Source organism: Haloferax sp. SDI50 (genome assembly GCF_059802635.1).
This window is the reverse complement of record NZ_JBPULL010000002.1, coordinates 400,173-425,860: the sequence shown is the minus strand read 5'-3', so window position 1 is coordinate 425,860 and position 25,688 is coordinate 400,173. Positions and strand designations below refer to the sequence as shown.

The following is a 25,688-nucleotide window of genomic DNA, read 5'->3' as shown; positions in this document are numbered from 1 at the left end:
TTTGGGTCAACCGATGTGGTCGAACAGCAGATTAGGCATACTGGTTGGCAACCTATTTATTCACGCGCCAAGGAGCACACAGTATGACTGACCCCGGCCCGCCTCCGAACGCGAAAGCGATTATGGAGAGCGTGAACGAAGCGCTCCAAGGGCTCGAATTAGAACCTCACGAAACCTCCGAAATACTGGGGTTCGCCAACCGAGAACTTCCGCACCTCCACACCCCGGAAGACTCGTATTTTATCCTCGGCAGCTACCGCGACCCGTACCTTCGACGACTCCGCATCGTCCAGAACGAACTGGACAAGCGACTCGGCACATACCCGTTCCTGATGGCCGATCTCTCCGAATTGGATATCGACCGCCTCCCTGTCTTCCGCATCCGCTTCACCCTCCTCACCGCGCACGCCGACACCATCGTCGCCGTGTATGAACAGGACGCCGGCGGTGAAGTCACCGAACTCGGGAAAATCAGCACGACACCGTACTTCAACAAATCATACGTCCTCCCGCGGGACTACGCGTGGATGACCGATCAGAACCTCGATACAGAAGCAGACGTCATCGCCGCTGCTGCGACCATCTACTTCAACGACGATATCGACGAAGCGGCTACTAAAGAGGAACTGGACTCACTCATCGCCACAGCCAACAAGAACGATATCAGCCTCACAACACCAGACGTCATCGAACGGCTGAAAAACCGTGACGACAGCGAACACGCACCCGTCTCCTACAGCTGGGTTCACCTCAACGAATTCCGCCTCTTCGAACTCCACAGCCGATGCTTCGCCTGGTCCAGCCCAGATGAACTGCGCGACATCGTAGATGAAGTCCCGTGAACCGGGTCACTGATGATTGAGGTATAGGAACGGGTCATTCCAGTCTTGCTCTTCGTCTGCGGCCAGTACTTGATTCAGCGTGTCTACCATCCCGTCCACGCCCATCTCGTCGAACTGATCTCTGAGTTTAGAGGCGAGCGGTCGCCACTCAGCACCGTGAATTTTGTTCCATTCTGGCGGGACAAAGATGTCTGCGAACATGTGACCGTAGTCATCGTAATGATGGTCGCACAGCGGCGCGAGATTCTCTAGCTCTCTGGAGCCACCGTATCGAGGCGGAACCATTCGGACAACGTACGACGCCTCCTCACCGCACACCAAGCATCGACCTTCCGTCTTCTCCATCGCACCTTCTCGCTGCTTGGCCGTTACCTGCTTGATTTCACTCTTCGGAGTAGGACGATAGCCACGCGCTCGAATATGTTGTTCCCGACCGATAGACGGGTACTCACCGCACTCCGGACAGCGCTTCTGCCCCCCGTTGTGCCACGACTTACAGTTCGGCCACGAAGCTTTCCCCTCATCACCTGCATCAAGCGTCTCTGGAGTCAGGTCCGCGCCACATTCGCACGTGTACGGTTCAGGCTCGATCCGACCGAGTCCATGCGACTCCGCATCAGCGAGCACGAACACCAGATGCGGCTTCCGATCATGGTGATGCTCTTCCTCCTCAAAATACGTCGTGACGTACATACACCATCCTGTTTCAACCCTCGGACAAAGACGTACTGAAACACCCGACTTCTTCAGAACATAGAGTATACCGCACCGCTCTCATCAGATCTGAGAGGCATTCAGTATCGCTTTACTTTCACCTTGGTTGCCACACGTTATTGTATCTCCCGCCGTCAGATAATAGTAATTCGAAACCAATGACCAAAATCCTCCATCTAAGCGAGGGTATCCGGACAACCACACCTACGTCAGCGATGTTCAGAAGCACGTCACATCGGTTCGATGTAGTTCGTGTGAACTATCAGTGAACTCGCTACTATCGCTCGGTGTATTCACTGCCGACTGAGCTAGAGAGCCGACAAACTGAGGACACACAGAAGAAGTAGCACACAGAGGAAGACTGAGTGTTCTAAGATGTCCCCCTTCGTTGGAATCACGAGTCGAGTCAACGGAGACACCCTTGGCCAAAACTAGTGGAATTCTACACCCCTGAATTCGGGGGAGAACTAGATTCCAAGCCCTGCACCCATAGTCGACAGTACTGAGCTCTAATTCGCTTGTGTTTTCCCACAGGAGTCCTGCTGCTGCACGAATCTCATCCACATACAACACTGGCCAGTGAGAACATCACCTCCTGTAATGGCTCACTAAACACAACGCCAATACGCTAATTCGACAGTACACCCTCTCGTTGGTGAGGTGTATCGACTGCATTCGATTTTCGTCAACGCCGAAATTGGGAGGCGTCGACGACTGCTCGTATTGGGCTTTTCGACGACGATCCATCTTGTGCAATGGCGCTCCTGAGCGGACTCTGGGGACTTTTCGACGTGAAACACGGGTTGTGCCTCTCGAATGGAGCGTGTGCTTTTGCTCGTTGATTTTGAGTTGCCCCAATTGAATCGACGAGTAGATGCTGTACTCCCGGGAGCTTTCGAGGGTGTAGTTTGGTACTGTCGGACTCGGAGTTCCAACGAGGCTGGCTAGAGAGGGTGAGCTGGCTTTGAGTTCAGGCTGTCGACGAGACGGCGCGATGGTGCAAGCGCGTACGTGGTGAGTCCCCTCGAAGACCAAGGAATCAAGGCGGTGACTCTCGACCGAAGAATGAACGCGGTCACCGACAGAAATCTCCGTCGCCGTTCGCGAAGCGAGGGTCGGCAGACCGGGTCACGACTTGCGCGGGTGCGGGTCGAATGCGTCCGTCTCGACCGGCGAGGCGCACAACACGCACCCGTCGTCCAGAATCCGCTCGCGGATGCCCGCGTCGACACACACCTCGACGCTGCACTCCGGGCAGTCAAAGACGAACTGACCTGGCACGGCGATCACGACCGAAGCACGGACTCCTAGCAGTATCTATCACATCCCATCATAGGGCGGGAATACATAGGCGAGTTATCAACTACACGTCGAGAATCGTATCGAGAAGCTTCGACTGGGCGGCCGAAAGGTGTTCGGTGAACGTCGAGCGGTTGATATCGAGCGCCGCGGCGACCTCCGTCGCGTTCGCCTCACGGGGGTGCTCGAAGTACCCCATCTCGTGGGCCGTCTCGAGGACTTCCCGCTGTCTCGCCGTCAGTTCGTCGCGGTCGACGAACACGAGCGAGCCGGTGGCGGAGTCCGGCTCTGACTGTGTGAGTCGCCGGAGTGAGACGCCGTCGAACGCCGATTTGAGGTTGACGACGATATCGCGGAACGATTCGAGGTCCGCGGCGACGAACGACAGCACGACCGCGCCGCAGTCCGCTTCGAGGTGGCGGACTGGACAGCCGTGACCCTCGACGAGTTCGCAGGCACACCGCGACTCCTCGGTGGGAGAGTGGGTGACGCGATAAATCGTCTGTTGTTCGTGGTGAAATATCTCGTTCGCGTCGTCAATCGCGGCCGACGAGGGAGCGGTGAACTCGACTGCGGCGGTATCGCCGGTCGCGCCGACCGACCGCGAGACCGAGTCGATAGTGGTCTCCTTCGACGCCTCCGACACCCGACAGATGGACGGGTCTGCCACGTGAATTTCACCGTGCACGCCCTCACTCATAGGCCGGCGTACGACAGTAGCTCTGAAATATCCTTTGGCGAACCCGTTCGCAGTCACGTGGTTTCGATTCGGATTCTATTCGATTTCTCGACGGTGGCGGGATAAAGTCCCCGCACCCTATGGTTCGGGTGTTACTGGCCTCGGTACAGATTTTCGAACGAATCGAAGTATGATATCCATGAGCTTACTCGGGGCCAAGCGGGCGAATGGAGCGCCGCTCGTTTGGAGCGTGAGGCGGCGCGTCGGGACGCGGGGTGAGTCACCGTGAGACGCGGGACGGTCGTCGTGTTGCTGCTCGTCGCCGCGGTGCTCCTGCCGACGTGGTACGTGGCGCTGCACGGCGAGCCGCCGAGCGAACAGATAGAAATCGACCAGAGCGTCACCGAGATGCGACCGCTGCAGGAGATCGTCGACACGCCGGAGAAACTCGCGCCGAGTCAGGTGGGCGTCATCGTGTGGGTCGCGCTCTTCGCGCTCGTCGGCGTCCTCGCCGCCGTCCACCGGTTCATGGACACGGCGGTCAGAGCCGGTCCGAGCGACGAATCGACCGTCGCAGATGGCGGTCAGGTCGGGCTCCCGTGGTTCTGGACGGCGGACCGCTGGGTCGTCGAGTACGACGATGCCTCCGACGCTATCGAGGGAATCGTGGCGATGGGCGGGCTGACCATCCTCGCCATCGTCTTCGCGGCGCTGTTCACCGGCGAGTATCTGACGCTCGCGCGGACCCAGTACTTCGGCGTCTACGCCGCGGGGATGTTCACCGCGCTCGCTTTGCTCACCGTATCGTACTACGCGTGGTTCCTCCCCCACGTCGAGGTCGCAGAACGGAGGGGACACTAATGAGACTCGACAATCAGCACGCATCGGACGACTGCGACGAGTACTGCGCTGACTGCGGGGACGACAGCAACCACCAGCCGAGTATCTTCTCCGACGACCGCGCCTCGCTCGCCCGTCGCGACTACGCGAAACTGCTCGCCAGCGTCGGGGGATTGACCGCCGTTGCGAGCCTCGCGGCGCCGTTGGCGGGGCTGACTCGCGTCTTCGAGCGTTCGTACACCGGCCCCGTGTACTCGGACGGCATCTACCTCGTCGACGGCGACGGCGAGCGCATCGGCGAGAACGCCCTGCGCGAAGGTGAGAAGATGACCGTGTTCCCGGAGCCCCGGCCGGGCATCGAAAAGGCACCGACGCTGCTCGTGAGGCACGCGGAGGACGCCTACGGTGGCGCAACGAACCTGGAGTACACGGTGTCGGGCTACGCCGCCTACTCGAAGGTCTGTACCCACGCCGGCTGTATGGTCTCGAACGAGGACGGAGAGACGCTCGTCTGTCCGTGTCACTTCGGCAAGTTCGACCCGACTGCCGGTGCGAAGGTGGTCGGCGGGCCGCCGTCGAGGGCGCTCCCGCAACTGCCAATCACGTTGTCGAGCGAGGGGAACCTCATCGCAACGGGCGACTTCAACGGGCCGGTCGGCCCGGGAGGCGAGTGATGTCTCGACTCGACAACCTCGCTGACCGTGCCGGCGATGCCGGGAACGAGGCGTACGACTGGTTAGACGAGCGGTTCGCCCTCGACAGCGGCCGCGCGTTCCTCGGGAAGGCGTTCCCCGCCGAAGACTCCTTTCTCCTCGGCGAGGTGGCGCTGTTCTGCTTCCTGCTTCTCGTCCTCACCGGGATATTCCTCGGGATGTTCTTCGAACCGTCGACGAGCGGCGTCGAATACGAGGGGAGCGTCGCGAAGTTCCAAGGCCAAGAGGTGCCCGAGGCGTTCGCGAGCGTCCTGCACATCACCTACGACATCCCCTTCGGGATGTTCATCCGGCGGATGCATCACTGGGCGGCTCACCTGTTCGTCGCATCCATCGGGCTGCACATGCTCAGGGTGTTTTTCACCGGGGCGTACCGCAACCCGCGCGAACCGAACTGGGTCGTCGGCACTGGCCTCGCCGGACTCTCGATGGGCGCGGCCTATACGGGCTACGCGTTACCCTTCGACGAGTTCGCCGCGACGGCCACCGGCATCGGCTACAACCTCGCCACGTCGATTCCGCTCGTCGGAGGCGTGGTCGGGAAGGCGTTCTTCGGCGGGGAGTTCCCCTCGAGCGCGACGATACCGCGGCTCTACTTCCTCCACGTCCTCGTCATTCCCGTGGCAATCGGGGGGCTTCTCGCCGTCCACATGGCGATTCTCGTCCGCCAGAAGCACACGGAGGCCCCCCGCGATGACGACGTGCGAGGACTCGAAACCCGAGAGCAACCCCCGGTCGAGGGGTCCCCGTCGAGCGACGGCGGCGCCGAACAGACCGTCCCGAGAGACGACGACAGCGTCGTCGTCGGCCTCCCGGCGTTCCCCAATCAGGCGGCCGTGAGCGCGGTCGTGTTCTTCCTCACGCTGGCCACGCTGGCGATGCTGGCCGGGTTCCTCCCGGTCCACAACATCGCCGAGTACGGGCCGAACAACCCCGCGGGGACGCCGGAACTCATCATGCCCGATTGGTTCCTGATGTGGGTCTACGGTCTGCTGAAACTGCTCCCGTCGTGGATGGGATTCACCGTTCCATTCACCGACATCCACGTCTCGACGGAGTTCGTCGGAGGGGTCTTCCTGCCGACGCTCGTGTTCGGCGCGGTGGCGGTGTGGCCGTTCGTCGATTACCACGACGAGTCGGTCCACTTCACGGCCGACCCTCTCGACCGGCCGTGGCAGACCGCCGTCGGCGTCGCCGCGATTCAGTTCATCATGATTGCCTCCATCGCGGGCATGAACAACCTCCTCGGCCGGGCGCTCGGCGTCGGAACCGGCGTCGTCAATCCGATTTTGACCGTCGCGTTGTTCGTCGTCCCCATCGGCTCCGCGGCTCTCGTCTACCGCGTGCTGGGTGACGACGCGGACGAGAGCCGAACCGGACGCGTTCCGGGGGAGGCCGGCGATGACTGACGCGAACGCCGGCGGGGCTCCGCGGCGACGCATCGAACTCTCGCCTCGGACGTACCGGCACCTCGACCGCGCGAGTAAGCTTCTCGGCGTGGCGCTCGTCGCCGTCGGCCTCGACGCGGGCGGCGACACGCTCGTAGGGATTTCGCTCGGCGTTCTGGGCGCTGGACTGGCACTAACGACCGTCTTTTTACAGATAGATTCATGAACCGAACGAACACCTCGACCCCCGACGACGAGTCGGAAACGGACGAATCGCAACCCGAACAGACGGACGGCCCGCCGGCGGTCGGTGACCCGCCGGGAGAGCCGGCGACCGGAGGGACGAGCGTCTCCCGTCGCCGGTTCCTCGAAGGCGTCGGAATCGCCTCACTTCTCGGTATCGGCCGGTCCGCGGCCGACGACGACCCGCTGTTCCAGATGGGCGGGCTGAACCCCGTCGACGACCCCATCGGGAACTACCCCTACCGGGACTGGGAGGACCTCTACCGCGAGCAATGGGACTGGGACTCGGTCTCTCGGTCCACGCACAGCGTCAACTGCACCGGCAGCTGCTCGTGGAACGTCTACGTGAAAAACGGGCAGGTGTGGCGCGAAGAGCAGGCCGGCGACTACCCGCGGTTCGACGAGAGCCTGCCCGACCCGAACCCCCGCGGCTGTCAGAAGGGCGCGTGTTACACCGACTACGTCAACGCCGACGAGCGAATCAAACACCCGCTGAAGCGCGTCGGGGAGCGCGGCGAGGGGAAGTGGCGGCGAATCTCGTGGGACGAGGCGCTCACCGAAATCGCCGAGCACGTCGTCGACGAGGTGCAGGCCGGTCGCTACGACGCCATCAGTGGCTTCACTCCCATTCCGGCGATGAGTCCCGTCTCGTTCGCCAGCGGGTCGCGGCTCATCAACCTCCTCGGCGGCGTCAGCCACTCGTTTTACGACTGGTACTCCGACCTGCCGCCGGGCCAGCCCATCACGTGGGGCACCCAGACCGACAACGCCGAGAGCGCCGACTGGTACAACGCCGACTACATCATCGCGTGGGGGTCGAACATCAACGTCACTCGCATCCCCGACGCGAAGTACTTCCTCGAATCGGGCTACAACGGGACGAAGCGCGTCGGCGTCTTCACCGACTACTCGCAGACGGCCATCCACACCGATGAGTGGCTCAGTCCCGATTCGGGCACCGATACCGCGCTCGCGCTCGGCATGGCCCGGACCATCGTCGACGAGGAACTGTACGACGAGGCCCATCTCAAAGAGCAGACCGACATGCCGCTTTTGGTCCGGCAGGACACCGGAAAGTTCCTCCGCGCGAGCGAGGTTTCCTCGGTCTCGACCGACGCCGACCGACCGGAGTGGATGTTGCTCATGCTCGATTCCGACGGACGCCTCCGCGAGGCACCGGGGTCGCTCGGTGAACGCGACGGGCAGAAGGACTACTCCAAGAGCATCGAACTCGACTTCGACCCGCAACTGGACGGCGAAACCGCGGTCCGAACCGAAAGCGGGCGCGTCCGCGTCCGGACTGTGTGGGCCGAACTGCGGGACGAACTCGACAACTGGGGTCCGGAGACGGTCCACGACGAGACCGGCGTCGGTGAAGAGACGTACCAGCGCGTCGCCCGCGAGTTCGCCGAGGCCGACAAGGCGAAGATAATCCAGGGCAAGGGCGTCAACGACTGGTACCACAACGACCTCGGGAACCGCGCGCTCCAGTTGCTCGTCACGTTGACGGGCAACCTCGGTGAGCAGGGGACCGGGCTGGACCACTACGTCGGCCAAGAGAAGATATGGACGTTCCACGGCTGGAAGTCGCTGTCGTTCCCGACGGGCAACGTCCGCGGGGTGCCGACGACGCTGTGGACCTACTACCACGCGGGCATCCTCGACAACACCGACGCCGACACGGCCGCGAAGATACGGGAGTCCATCGACGAGGGGTGGATGCCGGTCTACCCCGAGGAACGCGCCGACGGCTCTCGTCCCGACCCGACGACCATGTTCGTCTGGCGCGGCAACTACTTCAACCAGGCGAAGGGGAACGTCGCCGTCGAAGAGGAACTGTGGCCGAAACTCGACCTCGTCGTCGACATCAACTTCCGGATGGACTCGACGGCGCTGTACTCGGACATCGTGTTGCCGACCGCGAGCCACTACGAGAAACACGACCTCTCGATGACGGACATGCACAGCTACGTGCATCCCTTCACGCCCGCGGTCGAACCGCTCGGGGAGTCGAAGACCGACTGGCAGATATTCCGTGAACTCGCCGCGAAGATTCAGGAGGTCGCAACCGAGCGCGGCGTCGCCCCGATTTCGGACCGGAAGTTCGACCGCGACATCGACCTTCAGTCCGTCTACGACGACTACGTCCGCGACTGGGAAACCGGCGAAGCCGACGCGCTCGCCGGGGACCGCGCCGCCTGCGAGTACATCCTCGAACACTCCGAGGAGTCGAATCCGTCCGAGAGCGACGACCAGATAACGTTCGCCGACACGGTCGAACAGCCCCAGCGGCTCTTGGCCGCCGGCGACCACTGGACCTCCGACATCGAGGAGGGCGAGGCGTACGCGCCGTGGAAGGACTTCGTCCAAGACAAGAATCCGTGGCCGACCGTCACCGGCAGACAGCAGTACTACATCGACCACGACTGGTTCCTCGAACTCGGTGAGCAGTTGCCGACGCACAAGGAGGGGCCGACGCAGACGGGCGGCGACTACCCGATGGAGTACAACACGCCGCACGGACGGTGGTCGATCCACTCCACCTGGCGTGACAACGAGAAACTGCTCCGCCTCCAGCGCGGGGAGCCAGTGGTCTATCTCCATCCCGAGGACGCCGCCGAGCGCGGTATCGAAGACGGCGACACCGTCGAGGTGTTCAACGACCTCGCGTCGGTCGAACTGCAGGCGAAGCTCTACCCGAGCAGCCAGCGCGGCACGGCGCGGATGTACTTCGCCTGGGAGCGGTTCCAGTTCGACGGCGACACCAACTTCAACTCGCTGGTCCCGATGTACATGAAGCCGACGCAGTTGGTCCAGTACCCGGAGGACTCCGGCGAACACCTCTACTTCTTCCCCAACTACTGGGGGCCGACGGGGGTCAACAGCGACGTCCGCGTCGACGTGCGGAAAGGCGGGGGTGACGCCGAATGAGCGCCGACGACGGGCCGGCGGCACAGGCCGACGGCGACGGGGTCGACCTCGCCGACGGCGTCGACCATCAGGTCGCCATGGTGATGGACCTGAACAAGTGCATCGGCTGTCAGACCTGTACGGTCGCGTGCAAGTCGCTCTGGACGGAGGGCGGCGGCCGCGACTACATGTACTGGAACAACGTCGAGACGAAGCCCGGGAAGGGCTACCCGCGCGACTGGGAGGACTCCGGCGGCGGCTGGAAAGACGCCGAACACACCGAGCGAAAGCCCGGCGACATCCCCGGCCAAGCGGACTACGGCGACGCGTGGTCGTTCAACCACGAGGAGGTCATGTACAACGGCGGCGACCAGCCACTGCGTCCAGACAGCGACCCCGAGTGGGGGCCGAACTGGGACGAAGACCAAGGCGCGGGCGAGCATCCGAACTCGTATTACTTCTACCTCCCGCGCATCTGCAACCACTGCACGCACCCCTCCTGCGTGGAGGCGTGCCCGCGGAAGGCCATCTACAAGCGCGAGGAGGACGGTATCGTCCTCATCGACCAGGAGCGCTGCCGCGGCTACCGCTACTGCGTCGAGGGCTGTCCGTACAAGAAGGTGTACTACAACGCGACGCAGAAGACCTCCGAGAAGTGCATCTTCTGTTACCCCCGCATCGAGGGCGAGGGCCCCGACGGCGAGACGTTCGCCCCCGCCTGCGCGGAAGACTGTCCGCCGCAGTTGCGACTCGTCGGGTTCCTCGACGACGAACAGGGGCCGATTCACAAACTCGTCGAGGAGTACGAGGTCGCACTCCCGCTGCATCCGGAGTACCAGACGCAACCGAACGTCTACTACATCCCGCCGTTCGCGCCGCCGCAGCACTCCGAGGACGGCGAGACGGTGGACGTGGACCGCATCCCGCGAAACTACCTCGAAGAGCTGTTCGGCGACCGCGTCCACGACGCGCTCGACACCATCGAGAAGGAACGCGACAAGGTCGACCGCGGCGGGGAAAGCGAACTCCTCGACATGCTGACCGACACCAACCCGGCCCGGAAGTACCGGTTGGAGGTGTTCGACTGATGCGAGCCACGCGAGCGAAGTCGGGCTCGCCGGGACTCGTTCCGGAGGTGTTCGACGATGAGTGAACGTCGAACGGCCGCAGCCGCCGCAGTCGCCGTCGTGGTAGTGCTCCTACTCGCCGCGGTGGCCGGCCCCGCGGCGGTGTCCGCGCGCCCCGCGAACGAGATTCCCGTCGGATCGGTCGCTGCCGACGACCGACCCCAACAGCCCACGAGCGAGGCGTGGGACACCGTTCCGTCGGTGACCGTCCCGCTGACGAGCGCGCCCAGCGGCGTTCCGAACGCGAGCGACACCTCCGTCGAATCGGTTCGCGTCCAGTCGGCCCGGACCGACGAGCGGCTGTATCTCCGACTCTCGTGGGCCGACGGAACCGCCGACCGCAACGCCACCAGTCCGAGGTCGTTCCTCGACGCGGCCGCGGTGCAGGTGCCGGTCAACACCTCGGCCCGCCCCCCGATTTCGATGGGGAGCACGCGGAACCTCGTGAACGTCTGGTACTGGAGCGCCGACGGGGAGACCGAGGAACTGCTCGCCGGCGGCCCGGGGTCCACGACCGAGTTCGAACGGACGGCGGTGGAGACGACGGCGAGCCACGACGACGGCCGGTGGACGGTCGTCATGTCGCGCCCGCTCGATTCCGACGCCGCCAACCGGACCTCGTTCGCCGTCGACAACGACGTTGACGTGGCGTTCGCGGTGTGGAACGGCTCCGAGATGGAGCGCTCCGGCCGGAAGTCAGTCAGCGAGTGGTATCACTTCCCGTTCGGCCCCGGACCGCAGGGGCCGCCATACGAGTCGATACTGTGGACCGTCGCCGGCCTCGCCATCGTCGGCGTCGCGCTCGTGACTATCGAGGCGGTGCGGAAGAACTGAGGTCACTGAGATGGACACGAACACCCACGCGGAGACGCGAACTGACGATACGAACAGCGACACGAACCACGACACGAACCACGATACCGACCGCATCGATTCGAGCGGGGTCGACCGACCCGCTGCGGCGCGGGCGGCAATCTATACCGCGCTGGCGACGTTGCTCGACGAGCCAGACGAGCGACTCCACGAGCGACTCGTCGCCGGCGAGGTCAACGAGACCGTCCGAGAACTTCTCGATGCGACCGGGCTGTCGGTCGCCCCGCCGGAACTGACCGTCGACGACGACTACGAGACGGCCTGCGCCCGGTTCAACGACCTGTTCACGGTGGGCTACGCCGAGTACGCGGACCGGACCGACGGTTCGCTCGACAGCGAGGGGCCGCGTATCTCGCTGTACGAGTCGTCGTACCGGCCGGACGCGGCGTGGAACGACGTGAACCTCGACCTCGCGCGCGCCTACGACTACTTCGGACTCGAAATCGACCGGGAGACCCGCGACAACCACGACTACCTCCCGTACGAACTGGAGTTCGCGAGCTACCTCGCGCGGCTGGAGGCCGCGGCCGACCCGGGCGACGGGCGGGCCGAAGACGCGGCGCGGGCGCGGCTCGATTTCCACGACCGCCACCTCCACGTCGCCGCCGGGGGGTTAGCTGAACGAGCGGCTGACACGTCCGGAGCGGGTCTGTACGGCGAAATCGCGAGCTTCCTCGACCGCTTCGTCGCCGCCGACCAACGCGCGCTTGCCACGCGGTTCGAGGGAGGTGACGGGCCATGAGCGGTCGGGGTGTCGAGGACGCCGTCGGCTCGAACCCGCGGTCGTCCGGCGTCGCCGCGCTCCGGTCTCGAACGCCCGACGGAGCGCTTCGAACACTAGGAGGGGTACTCGCGCTCGTCCCGCTCGCCGCGGTGACGGCGTACCGCGTCGGTCACAACGTTCCCGGCGGCCTCCCGACGGGCGTCACGACGCTCGCGGCCGACTGGTCGGCGCTGGCCGTTGCCGGTCCGGCGTTCGCGGGGCTGCTCCTCGCGGCGACCGCCGACAGTAAAGTCGAGCGCGTGGGACTCGCCTTCGCCGGCGGGTTCGGAATCCTCGCACTCGGGACGGCGGCCGCGGCGTGGCAGCCGGCTGCAATCGGCGTTTCGGTCGGCTTCGCGGTCGTCGCGGCGGACAGGCTCGTCGCGCCCGGACGGAAACGAGAGTGGAACGGAGTCCGACGAGCCGCGCCGGTCGGCTTCGCCGCGGTCGGTGTGGCGACCTCGCTCGCGGCGGCCGCCGGCGTGGTGCCGGCGACGCTTCGCCCGCTCGGCTCCGGGGTCGCGCTCGCCGCGGTCGGCGTCGTCCCGCTCGCTGTCGGCTGGGATAGAATCAGTGCGCTAGCCGGCATAACCGCGGGAATCGCCACCTTCGGAATCGTCGCAAGCGCCCCGTACGTCGCAGGGGCGGTACTGCTCGTCGGCGGCGGTGTCGTCGGCGTTCCGACGAGTCTCGTCGCCTTCGCCGCGGCCGGCGGAACCGCCGGCGCCGTCTCCGCGCTCCGCGACGGTCGACCCGCCGTCGCACTCGGAGCCGCGTTGTTCTGCGTGGCCGGCGTCCCGGCGACAGTGCTCCGAGCGACCGGTGTCGTCGTCGCGGCCGCGTTGGTCGCGTACGACGGGGGTGAGCGAGCGTGAGAGACGAAGAGGAGGCGACCGACGGACCGCCGGACCCCCAACTCCACCCCGAGCAGAGCCCCGGGTTCGGCGTCGACCCTGCGGGCCTCGAAGACATCGAGGTCGACCGCGACGTGACCATCGGCGAGGCGACGCTCTCCGACCTCGGTGCAAGCGACACGGAACCCGTCGAGGACCACCCGGTCTCCGACCTGCTTGCGTCGCTCGCCGGCGACGACGCGGTCGAACGTCGGCGGGCCGCACTCGCGCTCGCCGAACGGGAGGGCGACAGGGTCGTCGTGGAGGCGCTGTCCCGCGCGGCGACGACAGACGAGGACGCCGAAGTACGGCAGTTCGCCGTGGAGGCGCTGGCGAAACACGGCGGCGACCTCGCGGCCGAGACCGCGCGGGCGCTGACCGACGACCCCGACCCGTGGGTTCGGGCCGAGGCCGTCGTCGCGCTCGACCGCTTGGACCGGGCAGAACACGAAGCGGTCATCGAAGCCGCGCTCGACGACGAACACCACGCCGCCCGGCGAAACGCGCTCGTCTCGCTTTTCAAACTCCGCGGGGAGGACGCGTGCGATGCGCTCGTTGTTGCCGCCGACGACCCGAGCGAGCGGGTGCGAGAGTGGGCGGCACACTTACTCGGCGGGGTCGAAACCGACCGGGCGGCCGAGGCGCTGTCCCGACTCGCGGACGACGAACAGAGCGTCGTGCGAGAAACGGCGGTCCGGTCCCAAGCGGTCGATTCCGGGAGCTTCCGACGCCAGTTCACGGGCGTCCTCGACGAGACCGACCGCACCCTGCCCGGCGAAGACGACCTCAATCGAACGCCGAACCTCTGACCATGAACGAACACGACCCGACGAACCACGAACCGGCGAACAACGAGCCAGACACCGAGTCCGAGCTTCGAGACCGTGTCGAATCCGCGCTCCGAGCCGTCCGAGACCCCGATGCCGACCTCGACGTTTTCGAGGCCGGGCTGGTCGAATCGATAGCCGTCGACGGGGGGAGCGTGACCGTCCGCGCGGCCGTGACGGAGTTCGACGACGCGAACGCGACGCAGGTCATGCGCGCGATGGCGCAGGCGGTCCGTGACGTGCCCGCGGTCGAGAGCGCGCACGTCGAGCCCGTCTCGCCGTCGTCCGGCGGCGGTGCGACGGGCGTGGACGCGTTCGATACCGTTATCGCCGTCGCCAGTGCCAAGGGTGGCGTCGGGAAATCGACCGTTTCGACCGGTCTGGCGTGCGCACTCGCCGGCGAGCATTCAGCCGGGCTGTTCGACGCGGACATCCACGGCCCGAACGTCCCGTCGTTGCTCGACGTCGAAGGCCCCGTGCACTCGGACGACGAGGGCCACCCGCTTCCCGTCTCGGTGGCGGGGCCCGACGCCTCGCTCGACGTGATGAGCGTCGGATTGATGGAGTCGGGCGCGCCGCTGGCGTGGCGGGGCGCGATGGCCCACGACGCGCTGACCGAACTGTTCGCGGATACCGCCTGGAGCGCTGACGACACGCTCGTGTTGGACCTGCCGCCGGGTACCGGCGACGTGGTCCTGACGACGCTCCAAGAGATTTCCGTCGACGGCGTCGTCGTCGTGACGACGCCCTTCGAGTCGAGTCTTGACGACACGGCGCGGAGTATCGAACTCTTCCGGGACAACGAGGTTCCGGTTCTCGGGGCGGTCGTCAATATGCGCGAGTTTGCCTGCCCCTCCTGCGGCGACACCCACCGGCTCTTTCCCGGTGAGACCGCCAGCGAACGGCTTGATGCGACGGTGCTCGCCGAGCTTCCGTTCTCCCCGCAGTTTCAGGAGACGCCCGCGCCCGGCGACGCCGCACCGGCGTTCGAAACACTCGCGGAGTCGGTCTCCGAGGCGGCGGCGACCGCGTGGGACGTCGATGCTCCCGACGGCGCACTCGACATCCGCGGGGACCCGCCGGAACGACGGAAGGAGCGGGTCGCAGAACGGTTCACCGCGCTGGCGAGCGGCGAAGCGTTCGCACTCGTCAGCGACCGCGACCCGACGCCGGTCCGGCGGTTCCTCGGCGGGCTGACCGACCGCGACCCCGCGGAAATCGACGGGTTCAACGTCGAACGACGAACGCCGAACGACTGGCTGTTGACTGCGACGAAACCGTAAGCGAGAGCCGATGGAACGACAGCCACCGGCGACCGGTCTCGTGCTCGTCGCCGCCCGGTCGTCGCCGCGGGGCCGCGCGACAAACGCACGGCCGTGACCGCGTACTGAGCGACAGCGAGCCCGTGCGGTACGTTGCGGACACGAACACGAACTAGTGTACCGGTCCCGTCGCCGGCCGCTGTGCCGCGCTCGACGCTGAGAGGTGGGACAAACGCCCTGACCGGCCTCCCCAGAACGTAGCCCATTTCGGTGTCTCGGAATCTATCCGGCTCCGACGAGTCCTCAGGCCCTTCGGTCCGACGAGGTGCGAACCGGACGCGGGGACTGTGTGTCTCCTTGAACTGACGCCAGTGGGTGGTCGTGGCTTTTACCAGCGTCGAGACGCCACTCCCGCTATGGAACTTCAGATTACCGGGCTGGAGGACCTCGAAGAGAGAGTCGGGGACGCACTCACTCGAATCGATAAACTGCAAGCGGGCGCCCGAGTCCAGTCGGACGCCTTCTTCTCGCGGTCGTTCATGCGCGACCACACCGAGTTCGACTCGTTCGACGGGTTCTGTGAGCAGAGTCCGTGGGCATTCGACGACATCGACGACGCCCAAGACATCTCGCGTGACCGCCTCAACGAGTATATCGCCGCCACGACCGATTTCGAGACGTGGGAAGGGATGAAAACGCAGGCCGCGGAGGAAGAGATTATCGACCAACTCGTCTCCTGACTATCCCACGAACGGGGCCGCGTTCAACAGGAGGTACAGGCCGTAGCTGATGACGCCCGCTCCCAGCATCGACCCGACCCACGACCCGATCGTGATGCCGACTTTCCGCGGTGAGACGCCGCTTCCGCCCGACGAACTGGCGGCGAGTCCGCTTCCGACGATACTCGCAATCATCACTTTGTTGAACGAGATTGGAATCCCAAGTACAATCGCGAGCTGTGCGATCAGAAAGGCGGGAATCAGGGCGGCTATCGACCGCCTCGGCCCGAGCGACGCGTATTCGTTCGAGACGGCTTGAACGAGTCGCGGCCCTCGAATCCACGCCCCGAGGAGGATGCCGCCGCCACCCAGCGCGAGCAGGTAAATCGACGAGAGCTGGAGGTCAGTCTCGAACACGGCTTCCAGCGGACCGGTCGCCAGGCCGACTTGCGTGCCGCCGCTCGTGAACACGACGATGAGCCCCAGCGCGACGAGGAACTGATTGATGCCCGCAGTCTCGTCGCGGTGGAGCAACGCCCGTGTCCCGACGAGCGCAACGAGCCCGCCGACCACGCTCACGACGACCATCCCGAGGGTGTACGAGCCGCCGACGACCGTCGGAAGGAACTGGTACGTGGTGGCGAGGTATCGGGCGACTGAACCCTGTGTCCCGGCGGCGGTTGGAATGACCGTGAGCTGGATGTTGGCCAACGCGTAGCCGACCGTGCCACCGAGGACGGGAATCCCGACGGTTTCGGGGATGGCGTCGCTTCGAAGGCCGCGCGCGAGTCCGTACGCGAGGACGCCCTCGACGAGCGGAATCGCGAACCAGAACCCGAGGATGACGACGTACTCGTCGACGGCGAAGCCGCCGCCGAGGGCGAGACCGGCACCTATCATCGCCCCCGTGACGGTGAACGCCGACGGGATTGGATAGCCGTAGGTGTTGCCGATTGTGATGAGCGTCGCGGCGGTCAGCAGGGCCGCCGCCGCCGCGAGCGGCGTAATCGACACGCCGGTGACGAGGTCCTTGCCGATGGTTTCCGAGATACTGCCACCCTGGAGAATCGCTCCGAGTCCGGCCACGATACCGACGAGGAGGGCCGCTCGGAGAACCGAAAGAGCGTTCGCGCCGACGGCGGGCGCGACGGGTGCCGAGTTACTGTTTGCACCGACGGTGAACGACATAAACAGAGCCGCCAAGAGTGCAATTGCGAGAACGGCGATGACCGACGCCATGCTGTCAACGCTCCCTCCTCGGTCGCTGACGGTAAGGGGGAGACTGCCACTGGCTACAACGACGTATGCCCATGTATGAGAAAACCGTGGTAGGTGACGGATGAACCCTCCGAATTCGGGTATATCGACTGGTAATGAGCGAATTATCTGGATAACTAATGCAGTTCATAGCGGAACTGACCCCGGCCGTCCGCGACGTGAGAACCTCGTCGGGATGTGTTTCGGACGACAGCGGGCTAGCTACTCACGGTCGCCGTACTGTTGCGCCTGCTCGAAACGACGGCGACACGGTTTTAGCGACCAGTAATATTGATCACTAACAACATTATTACTGGCGATGAGAATGAATAAACATAATCTGAAGAATCTAAATAATTTGAATAATCTGAATAAGGTAGTGTAGTTATGTCTAATACCGGAGCCAAACTTATATTTTGTATTTTTGAGGTGCTAATATAGCAAATTATGAGATACAAATATATTCTGACCCATCTGGGGCGATATTAGATATGCTAGTTATCTACATGACTAATGACAAATAGGTCCCCGTAGTAACCCCGCCTCGGCGTTCTCTTGGTGTCAGTCGTTGACGGTCTCAGCGCGCTGCACCGTCGTCTTCGTCGGTATCCCCTTCGAACCCGAGTTCCCCACCGACATCGTCGAGACCATCGGCCAAGAGTACGACCTGAAGGGGTCGTTCAGGTTCAGTAACACGTACTCCGAGGCCATCGAGGGAATCGAAACGGGCCGGTTCGACGTGGACAGTATCGTGACCTTCGAGTCATCGTTCGAGGACACGCAGGCCACCTTCGACCGCGCGGCCGAGCCTGCGTCGTCGTTTCGATGAAGACCGGCCGTGCATAACAGACCTGCCCGTGTAACCCCTGCGTGGCTTCGGGCAGCTCCCCGAGTACTTCGTTTTCAGCGGTTGCGATTACAGAGCTACGTCTGTCAGGTCGGGCTCGTTTTGGACCGGCAGTTCAGAGTCACAGAGCCCGAAGTCGTCGGTACGACTCGGAGAGCGCTCGCGCGCTCTCGCCGGACACGTCAACGACGAGATAGTCGGTGTGCGGGCGGACGTAGTCGAGGAGTCGGCGGACGCGCTCGGCGTCGACAGCTTCTAGCGAGTCGAAAACGAGGAATGGAACGTCGTCGGACACCCCGTGGACGAGGTAGCCGGCGACGGCGAACACGAGGCCGACGAGTTCGCGCTCCGACTCCGAGAGGTGGTCGATAACGTCTTCGTAGGTCTTCCCGTCGTCAGTCCGGCGCTCGATGTGGAGGACGAACCGTCCGGTCGAGAGCGCGTCGTCGCCGCCGTCTCCGTCGTTCCGGTGTTCGACCCAGACACGGGCGAGTCGGTCGTGTTCGACGGCGTCGAGAACGTCCGCCATACGGTCGTTGAACGCTGAGACCGTCGCGCGTTCGAGTCGTTCGATGCGGTCTCGGAGGTCGTCGATTCGGTCGTCGATTTCATCCGTCCGTGTTTCGAAGTCCGTCCGTCGGTCGAGTTCGGCGTCGAGGGCTTCGAGTTCGTCGACGACGGCGTTGCGTTCCTCGCGCCGCCGTTCCAACTCGAATTCGACGCGGTTGACCTCGCGGTGGGCGTCGAGGAGCGCGGCGCGGTCGCCCTCGCCCGCCTCGGCGTCCTCGGCGTCGCGTTGCAGGTCGACGATGTCCGATTCGACATCGTCGCGTCGGGCTTGAAGGTCTTCGACGCGGGACCGACGCTCGGCGCGCTCACGGCGTAACTCCTCGCGTCGGGTTTCGAGGTCCCGTCGTCGCTCTCGCAGGGCTTCGAGTTCGGACCGGCGTTCTTGGAGTCGTTCGATGCGGTCTGCGAGTTCGGCGCGCTCCTCGCGGCGGTCGTCGCGGAGCGCTCGGAGTTGGTCAAGCGTCGATTCGATGCTCGCTTCGGGAACCGACGTTCCGCACGTCCAACAGACGACGCTGTCGCCGTCGTCCGACTCGCCGTCGCTTTCGTCGTTCTCGCTCTCGCGTTCGACCTCGCTCGCAGCGGCGACGGGCGATGTCTCCGACGTGAGGAACTGCTCGTTGAACTGGAGCGTCCGCTGCACGTCCGTGATGTCGGCATCCAGTCGTCGTTTTCGCGCCCGTGACTCCGCGAGTTCGTCGGTCAAGTCGTCGAGTTCGGCGGCCGGGTCGGCGGGACGCGAGTCCAGTTCCGATTCGATGTCGTCGATTTCTGCGTCGAGCGCGTCCAGCGACTCCCGCTCCGCTTCGAGTTCGAACTCGATGTCGTCGAGCGCCGCGTACAACCCCCGTCGCCGGTCCTGTCGCGCTTCTGCATCGGACCCGTTAGCGTCGGGTTCGGGGTTCGTCTCGGCGTCGGTGTCGCCGTCGACCGCCGCCGATTCGATTCCGTCGAGGGTCGCCTGCCGGTCCGCTAACTCGGCTTCGAGTCGCTCGATAGTCGCGTCGAGTTCGTCGCGGCGGTCGCGGAGCCCCGGCCGGTCGGATTCGAGCGCCGCGAGCGCCTCGATTCGGTCGTCTAACTCGGCGCGTTCGGCGCGGAGGTCAGCGATTTCCTCGTTGACGTCGTCGATGTCGACCGAATGCATAACGAGTTTCCGCAGGTCGCGTTCGGCCGTAACCGCCTGTCGGGCCTCGTTCGAGCCGAGGAGGAAGGCGAACAGGTCGGCGGCCGCCGGGTCGTCGAGATACGGGTCGCCGGACGCGACGGCCCGGTCGCCTTCTCCCGCGAACGTCCGCACGTACCGCTCGCCCTCGACGGCGAGTTCGACCCGGCTGTCGTCGGTATCGGCGTCGCAGTCGGGCGAGTGCTCGTCGCTTCCCAGCGCGGTCACGAGACCCCGAAGGAGCGACGTTCGGTCGGCGGCATCCCCTGCCGTGAGGACGGTGACGCCGCGTTCGAACGCGACGGTGGTCTCGTCGACGCCGCCGATTCCGGCGACGGTCAGGCGGGCCGGTGCGTTCGTCGTGGCCATGCAGTGACCACACCGGGGTCCGTGAAAACAGTTGGTGACAAGTCCAAAACTCGTTCCATAGATATCTTTGGAACGTGTTTCTCGCCCCGAGCTCGAATCCGCGTATCGGCGTCTCGAGACCGCGGTTTGAGCCGTCTCGGGAAGTCAATCGTCGATTCAGTCGTTGATTCGTCCGCGACGGCCTTCGTGCCATTCGTCTTTCTGCCTCGTATCTCCGTCTGACGGCGGTGGCATACAACTCGTTCCACAGATATCGGTGGAACGTGTTTCGAACCGCGGCGGGCTTCGGAACGGCTTTCGAACTCGGAACCCAGTCGCTTCGGGATGCTCGATATCGGGGAGGACGATGCGCGAAGCGGCGTTAGTCGCAGTCGCAACCGCCGCGGTCGATGAGGGATTCGACGGTGTAGTGAGCGTTACAGTCCGGGCAGTGGACGCGAACATCGACGTACAGTTCGGCGGTCTCGGGGTCGATGTCGAGTTCGTCGGCGGCCGCGAGGTCGGACAGCGACTTCTCGGTGACGCGCTCGACGCGACCAAGCAGGCGTCGGATGGTTTCGGTGCGGCGCTCGCGGAGGTCGCCGCCATCGCGGTCGGTCTCTGAGGGCGGCGTCACGCCGCGGTACGAGGTGAGATAGGTGCGCATCGCCCGATGCGAGACGAAGTCGGACTCCAGTCGCTCGACATCGACGCCGGTGCGTTCGAGTCGGTGGACTGCTTTCGTTCGCGCCCCGCTCGACACGTCGTCGTCGGTGAGCACGCGGTACAGGGTCTCGATTTCGCCGTCGAGGGCGCGCTCGTTCCGCTCGGCGAGCGCCGCGCGGAGGAGCCGGCGGTTGAACGCGTCAGCGAGGTCGCGGAGGCTCGACCGCGCGCCCGCCTCAGCGGTCCAGCGGCGTTCGAGCTCCGCGCCGAAGCCGTCGAAGCCGCGCTCGCGGAGCAGTCGGCTGACCTTGCTCTCGGGGCCGCGTTTCCCGCCCGGGGAGTCGTGTGAATCGCTCACTACCGACTGCTATTCGGGGCGTGCACATATGCTTGACGCGGGGGGAGACGTGGTTCCGGGCGAGGGTGCGAAGGTGGAGACAGAGGACAGCGGGTGCAAGCGAGAAGCCGAGACGGAGCCTCAGTAGTTGGCGGCGTCGCCGCGACCGGCCGACGATTCGCGGTCCGAATGTACGGCGGTGAAGTCGTCTCGGGCGTCCCCGCCGACGCTCGTCGCAGGCGACCCCGCGGGCGTCGATTCGGCGTCGCCGGCGTTCTCAGCGACCCGGTCGGTGGGAGACTCCGTCGCGTCCTCGGCGGTTCTGAGGGTGACTGCGACGGTCGTGCCGCCGTCGGGGTCGTTTTCGACCGCGATGCTCCCGCCGAACTGCTCGACGAGCGCGGCGACGAGCGAGAGACCGGTTCGGGAGTCGGGCGTCTCCGCGACGGTCTCGCCCGCGTCCGGGAGGGCGTCCTCGGGGAACGACGCTCCGTCGTCGGAGATGCGGACGGTCACGGTCTCCGCGCCGCGCTCGGCGCGCAGGCGGACCTGCGGGCACTCTGCGTCCGCCCGCTCGACGGCCGTGACGAGAAGGTTCCGAAAGACCGCGGAGAGCATGCTGTGGGCGAGGACGTTCACCTCGGGGAGGTCGCCGGCGACGACCACGTCGGCGTCGCGCCCCGCGCGGACCTTCCGAAGCTCCGTCTCGACGGTCTCGGCCAGCGGCTTCGGTTCGAGGTCGGCGGCGCGGTCCGAGGTGAGCACGTCGGTAAACTGCGCCGTGCTCTCGGTGAGGTCGATGATGCCGTTGCTCGCGGCGACGATGTTCTCCAGTCGCTCGTCGGCCGCCGACCCCGCCTCCTTCCGCACGACCGACGCCCACCCGCGGATGACCAGCGCGTCGTTGCGGATGTCGTGTTGGAAGACGCGGTTGAGGACGGCGAGCTGTTCGCGCTGTTGGCGGAGTTCGGTCTCCCGTCGCTGGCGCGCGACGGTCCACCGATAGAGGCCGAACACGAGGAGCACCGCGCCGACCGCCTGCGCGCCGTCTTCGAACAGGTAGCTGAACCAGACGGGCTGTTCGACGAACTCGTCGAGGAAGTCGGTCAGCGCGAACAGGTACGAGGCCGCGACGCCGCCCGCCAGCGGATAGAAGACCGATGGGTCGCGGATTCGTTGCACCACGAACAGACACGCGAAGAGCACGGCGACGACGACGCCCTCGCCGACGAGGTCGAGCGCCGTCGTCGTCGGGTCCGGCGGGAGCGCCGCGAGTTGCGCGACGACCGAGACGGCCGACCCGGCGGCGACTGCCCACGGGAGGTATCGATGCGTGGCTCCGGCGGGTTCCTCGCTTGCCCCCGCTGACTCGTCGTCCGCTCCTTGCGTCCGTGTTTCGGGTTTCATCTCGGTTCACCACACCCCGAGCGTCTCCCGCGTCCGACCGGCGGCGTCTGTCTCGCGTGCATACGCTCGTTGACGGCGATGTCCGATGAAGTGGTTGCTATGTGGATTGTCTGCCTCACTTTCCGTTCGGTAGCCGTCCCCCGTGCTCGGTAGTCGTACGGAGTCGAAAATAGTTCGCGGGGCGACGCATGCCGTCAGCTCAGGTGAACACCCAGACCGCGGCGACGAACAGCAGCGACCCGAAGACGAACGTGACGTCTCGGGTCCGCACCATCATGCCCTCGGTCCGGAGGGCTTGGCTCCGCTCGTCGCCCAGCGAGCGCGAGAACCCCTTCGTCTCCACCGCTTCCACGGTGACCCGCGAGCGCTTCGCCACGTTGAAAATCAGCGGATAAAACGCCTTGACCGAGAGCGTCAGCAGGTAGGAGAAGTAGCGCCACCTGAACAGTCCCTGTTTCTCGGGAACCTTGCTCCGGAGGCGGAAGGAGTTGATGAGCGCGTGGTACTCCTCGACGAGAAGCGGCATCATCCGGTAGCCGTAGGCGATGGCGAACGTGAGCTGTCGGGGGACGCCCAGACGCAACATCCCCTTGCTGAGTTTCTGCGGGCTCATCGCCGAGAAGACGGCGAGGCTGATGACCGAGATAATCGTGAGCTTGAGGAAGAACGGGACGAGCGCCCCGACGGCGTCGATTCCGACTTCCTGACTGGTCGTGGCGGTGTGGATACCCCGGCCGACCGCGGCTGCGACGATAGTCCCGGTCTCGGCGAACACGCTCACATCACCCGTCGTGACGCCTTCGACGACCCGACCAGCGTTGTCACCCAAGTGGCCCACCGCTCGCATCGCCCCGCCGATGAGCGGGACCAACACCACGAAGAAGCCGACGTTGGTGACTTGACCGAACAGGAGCAACGCGAGGAGGTACTTGCTGACCTGCGAGAGCGCGGCGAGCGCGAAGGCCGCCGCGAGCAGGATGGCCAGCGGGAGCGTATCGTAGAACAGCCACGGGATAATCATGAACAGCACGGTCCACACGAGCACCACGCGCGGGTCGAAGCTGTTCAACAGCGCGTCCTCGTTGTCGTAGGCCGTCCGCATCAAATCGACCTTGACGTCGGCGACCGAGATGTCGGTGAGCGCGTCGACGTACTTCATCGCGTCCCTCCATCGGACTCGGCTTCGTCGTCGCTATCGCCGGCCTCGTCGATGCCGCCGCCACCGCCATCTGCGACCACGTCGTCGCCGAGCGACCGCGCCAGCGTTTCGCACATCGCGTCGGTGCTGAGGGCGGGGGATTCCAGCCCGAGTCGCCGGCTCAGTTCGACCACCTGCGGCTGGCGCAGGTCGGTCTCGGCGAGGAGGTCCGGGTCGGAGAACACCGCCGCCGGCGGCGCGTCCGCGAGCACCTCGCCCTCACCCATGACGAGGACGCGGTTGGCCCACGCCGCGACCAGTTGCAGGTCGTGCGAGGCGACGACGACGGTCTCGACGCGGCTCTCGGCCTTCCGGAGCATGCCGGTCACCTCGCGGCGGCTCTGGAGGTCGAGACTGCCCGTGGGTTCGTCCAAGAGGACGACCGTCGGGTCGGTCGCGAGCCCGATGCCGAGCGACGCGCGGCGCTGTTGGCCGAGGCTCATCAGGCGGCCGTCGCGGTCCGCGAGGTGTTCGAGGTCCAGATACGCGAGAATCTCGTCGACGCGGTCGTCCACGTTCGGGGCGTCGCGGTTTTCGAGGTAGTAGGCGATGTCCTTGCGGACGGTGTCCTCGACGAACATCTCCTCGGGGTTCTGGTGGATGTAGACGGTGTCGTCGGCCAACTGCTCGGGAAGCGTCTCGCTCGTGTCTCGGCCGAGGACCGTCACCTCCCCTTGGTCCGGGGACTCCAGCCCCGTCAGCAACCGCAACAGCGTCGACTTCCCGGAGCCGTTGGCTCCGACGAGCGCGACACGGTCGCCCGCGTACAGTTCGAGGTCCAGTCCATCGAGGACGTGGTTGTACCCCTCTCGAAGCGTGGGGTAGCCGTGGCCGACACCGCGCATCGTCACCAGCGCGCTCTCGTCCCGCTCGTGGTCGGTCGGTGCGCCGTCGGTGCCCGCACCGGCTGCCGCCACCGCGCCGCCGTCAACCGCGGCCCGCGACCCGCGCGCCGTGGCGGGCTGAAACGCCGTCGCCGCCTCGTCGACGGTCACGGGATACCGTCCGTCGGGCAGGGTCCCGACCTCGGCCGGCAGGCCGTCGGCGATTTGCGTGACCTGCGGCGGGTGGATGTCGTGTGCGAGTAGGTCGTCGAGCCTGTTGAGCCCGACTTCGACCGGTTCCTTCCAGGCGACCCCGCCGTCGGAGACGAGCACCATCTCGTCGCAGTAGTCGGCGATGAACTCGGAGTGGTGTTCGATGACGATTATCGTCTTGTCGCGCTCCTCGTTGAGTCGTCGGAGCTGTTCGTACGTCTCGCGGGCGTTTCGGGGGTCGAGCTGTGCGGCCGGCTCGTCGACGAAGATGAACTCGGGGTCCATCGCCAGCACCCCCGCGAGCGCGACGAGGTGTTGCTGGCCGCCGCTCAGCTCCCAGATGAACCGGTCTTCGAGGTGGTCGAGACCGAGGGTTTCGAGCGCGCGGGTCGCCCGTTCGGCGTAGTCGTCGAGCCCGTGGTTGAGGGGCGCGAACTCCACGTCGTCGCGGACCGTCTCCTGAACGAGTTGGTTCTCGAAGTCCTGAAAGACGTAACCGACCGTCTTCGAGAGTTCGGCCACGTCCGACTCGCGGGTGTCGGTGCCGGCGACGCTGACGCGCCCGTCGAACGTCCCCTCGAAGAAGTGCGGGATGAGGCCGTTGAACGTCTTACACAGGGTCGTCTTGCCGCTGCCGTTGCCACCGACGACGGCCGTGAACTCGCCCGGCTCTATCGTCACGCTCGCGTCGCGCAGTACCGCCTCGTCGCCGCCGGGGTACTGAAACGTCAGGTCCTCGACGACGATGTTGTTGCTGCTCATGA

General features: G+C 65.2%; 23 protein-coding genes. 14 read left to right on the top strand and 9 right to left on the bottom strand.

Annotated elements, in window-relative coordinates; translation table 11 throughout:
- Positions 1-83: 83 nt before the first annotated feature.
- A complete protein-coding gene (locus tag ACSR87_RS16780; protein ID WP_498531358.1) occupies positions 84-842 on the top strand; it encodes a DUF8170 family protein in 759 nt (252 codons plus the stop codon).
- Between the two features lie 6 nt (positions 843-848).
- On the opposite strand, the gene ACSR87_RS16775 is transcribed toward ACSR87_RS16780, so the two are convergent.
- The 3 genes from ACSR87_RS16775 to narO form a co-directional block, all read right to left on the bottom strand.
- Positions 849-1,535 carry a hypothetical protein gene (locus ACSR87_RS16775; protein WP_498531357.1) on the bottom strand — a complete coding sequence of 229 codons (687 nt, stop codon included), beginning with the start codon at positions 1,533-1,535 and terminating at the stop codon, positions 849-851.
- A 1,149-nt stretch (positions 1,536-2,684) separates the two neighbouring features.
- On the bottom strand, positions 2,685-2,837 hold the full coding sequence (locus ACSR87_RS16770) for a DUF7560 family zinc ribbon protein (RefSeq protein ID WP_163488315.1): 153 nt from the start codon (positions 2,835-2,837) through the stop codon (positions 2,685-2,687).
- Positions 2,838-2,919: 82 nt separating this feature from the next.
- On the bottom strand, positions 2,920-3,555 hold the full coding sequence (gene narO / locus ACSR87_RS16765) for a transcriptional regulator NarO (RefSeq protein ID WP_498531356.1): 636 nt from the start codon (positions 3,553-3,555) through the stop codon (positions 2,920-2,922).
- 264 nt (positions 3,556-3,819) lie between these two features.
- Here narO and ACSR87_RS16760 point away from each other — a divergent pair, with 264 nt between their 5' ends.
- The 12 genes from ACSR87_RS16760 to ACSR87_RS16705 all read left to right on the top strand — a co-directional run bounded on the left by ACSR87_RS16760 (position 3,820) and on the right by ACSR87_RS16705 (position 16,113).
- The gene (locus ACSR87_RS16760) at positions 3,820-4,395 is read left to right on the top strand and encodes a hypothetical protein (protein ID WP_498531355.1); all 576 of its coding nucleotides are present in this window, start codon (positions 3,820-3,822) and stop codon (positions 4,393-4,395) included.
- Positions 4,395-5,048 (top strand): QcrA and Rieske domain-containing protein, encoded by a 654-nt coding sequence (locus ACSR87_RS16755; RefSeq protein WP_498531354.1) that lies wholly within the window; start codon positions 4,395-4,397, stop codon positions 5,046-5,048. The genes ACSR87_RS16760 and ACSR87_RS16755 overlap by 1 nt, the downstream gene beginning before the upstream one ends.
- A complete protein-coding gene (locus ACSR87_RS16750) occupies positions 5,048-6,496 on the top strand; it encodes a cytochrome b (RefSeq protein ID WP_498531353.1) in 1,449 nt (482 codons plus the stop codon). The genes ACSR87_RS16755 and ACSR87_RS16750 overlap by 1 nt, the downstream gene beginning before the upstream one ends.
- Positions 6,489-6,701, top strand: coding sequence for a DUF8120 family protein (locus ACSR87_RS16745; protein ID WP_008572696.1), 213 nt, complete (start codon positions 6,489-6,491; stop codon positions 6,699-6,701). Before ACSR87_RS16750 ends, ACSR87_RS16745 begins: the two co-directional genes overlap by 8 nt.
- On the top strand, positions 6,698-9,649 hold the full coding sequence (gene narG / locus ACSR87_RS16740; protein WP_498531352.1) for a nitrate reductase subunit alpha: 2,952 nt from the start codon (positions 6,698-6,700) through the stop codon (positions 9,647-9,649). The genes ACSR87_RS16745 and narG overlap by 4 nt, the downstream gene beginning before the upstream one ends.
- Positions 9,646-10,716: a nitrate reductase subunit beta gene (narH, locus tag ACSR87_RS16735; RefSeq protein ID WP_498531351.1), complete on the top strand. Its 1,071-nt coding sequence runs from the start codon at positions 9,646-9,648 to the stop codon at positions 10,714-10,716. The genes narG and narH overlap by 4 nt, the downstream gene beginning before the upstream one ends.
- A 57-nt stretch (positions 10,717-10,773) precedes the next feature.
- A complete protein-coding gene (locus ACSR87_RS16730; protein ID WP_498531350.1) occupies positions 10,774-11,589 on the top strand; it encodes an ethylbenzene dehydrogenase-related protein in 816 nt (271 codons plus the stop codon).
- Positions 11,590-11,599: 10 nt separating this feature from the next.
- A complete protein-coding gene (locus ACSR87_RS16725; RefSeq protein ID WP_498531349.1) occupies positions 11,600-12,370 on the top strand; it encodes a molecular chaperone TorD family protein in 771 nt (256 codons plus the stop codon).
- The gene (locus ACSR87_RS16720; RefSeq protein WP_498531348.1) at positions 12,367-13,266 is read left to right on the top strand and encodes a DUF8068 family protein; all 900 of its coding nucleotides are present in this window, start codon (positions 12,367-12,369) and stop codon (positions 13,264-13,266) included. The genes ACSR87_RS16725 and ACSR87_RS16720 overlap by 4 nt, the downstream gene beginning before the upstream one ends.
- Entirely contained in the window at positions 13,263-14,093 is an 831-nt protein-coding gene (locus tag ACSR87_RS16715) for a HEAT repeat domain-containing protein (protein ID WP_498531347.1), read from the top strand. Before ACSR87_RS16720 ends, ACSR87_RS16715 begins: the two co-directional genes overlap by 4 nt.
- A 2-nt stretch (positions 14,094-14,095) precedes the next feature.
- Positions 14,096-15,394, top strand: coding sequence for a P-loop NTPase (locus tag ACSR87_RS16710; RefSeq protein WP_498531346.1), 1,299 nt, complete (start codon positions 14,096-14,098; stop codon positions 15,392-15,394).
- Positions 15,395-15,789: 395 nt separating this feature from the next.
- Positions 15,790-16,113: a hypothetical protein gene (locus tag ACSR87_RS16705; protein ID WP_498531345.1), complete on the top strand. Its 324-nt coding sequence runs from the start codon at positions 15,790-15,792 to the stop codon at positions 16,111-16,113.
- Here the strand turns inward: ACSR87_RS16705 and ACSR87_RS16700 are convergent, their stop codons facing one another.
- The gene (locus ACSR87_RS16700) at positions 16,114-17,331 is read right to left on the bottom strand and encodes an inorganic phosphate transporter (RefSeq protein WP_498531344.1); all 1,218 of its coding nucleotides are present in this window, start codon (positions 17,329-17,331) and stop codon (positions 16,114-16,116) included.
- A 586-nt stretch (positions 17,332-17,917) separates the two neighbouring features.
- Here ACSR87_RS16700 and ACSR87_RS16695 point away from each other — a divergent pair.
- Positions 17,918-18,178 (top strand): Zn-dependent oxidoreductase/NADPH2:quinone reductase, encoded by a 261-nt coding sequence (locus ACSR87_RS16695; RefSeq protein WP_498531343.1) that lies wholly within the window; start codon positions 17,918-17,920, stop codon positions 18,176-18,178.
- A gap of 139 nt (positions 18,179-18,317) precedes the next feature.
- Here ACSR87_RS16695 and ACSR87_RS16690 read toward each other — a convergent pair whose 3' ends face one another.
- The 5 genes from ACSR87_RS16690 to ACSR87_RS16670 all read right to left on the bottom strand — a co-directional run bounded on the left by ACSR87_RS16690 (position 18,318) and on the right by ACSR87_RS16670 (position 25,686).
- The gene (locus ACSR87_RS16690; protein ID WP_498531342.1) at positions 18,318-20,300 is read right to left on the bottom strand and encodes an archaea-specific SMC-related protein; all 1,983 of its coding nucleotides are present in this window, start codon (positions 20,298-20,300) and stop codon (positions 18,318-18,320) included.
- A gap of 361 nt (positions 20,301-20,661) precedes the next feature.
- Positions 20,662-21,303 (bottom strand): rod-determining factor RdfA, encoded by a 642-nt coding sequence (gene rdfA / locus ACSR87_RS16685; RefSeq protein WP_498531341.1) that lies wholly within the window; start codon positions 21,301-21,303, stop codon positions 20,662-20,664.
- A 120-nt stretch (positions 21,304-21,423) separates the two neighbouring features.
- Complete coding sequence (locus tag ACSR87_RS16680) at positions 21,424-22,689, bottom strand: sensor histidine kinase (RefSeq protein ID WP_498531340.1); 1,266 nt, start codon at positions 22,687-22,689, stop codon at positions 21,424-21,426.
- Positions 22,690-22,888: 199 nt separating this feature from the next.
- A complete protein-coding gene (locus tag ACSR87_RS16675; RefSeq protein ID WP_498531339.1) occupies positions 22,889-23,848 on the bottom strand; it encodes an energy-coupling factor transporter transmembrane component T in 960 nt (319 codons plus the stop codon).
- The gene (locus ACSR87_RS16670; protein WP_498531338.1) at positions 23,845-25,686 is read right to left on the bottom strand and encodes an ABC transporter ATP-binding protein; all 1,842 of its coding nucleotides are present in this window, start codon (positions 25,684-25,686) and stop codon (positions 23,845-23,847) included. The genes ACSR87_RS16675 and ACSR87_RS16670 overlap by 4 nt, the downstream gene beginning before the upstream one ends.
- Positions 25,687-25,688: the final 2 nt, after the last annotated feature.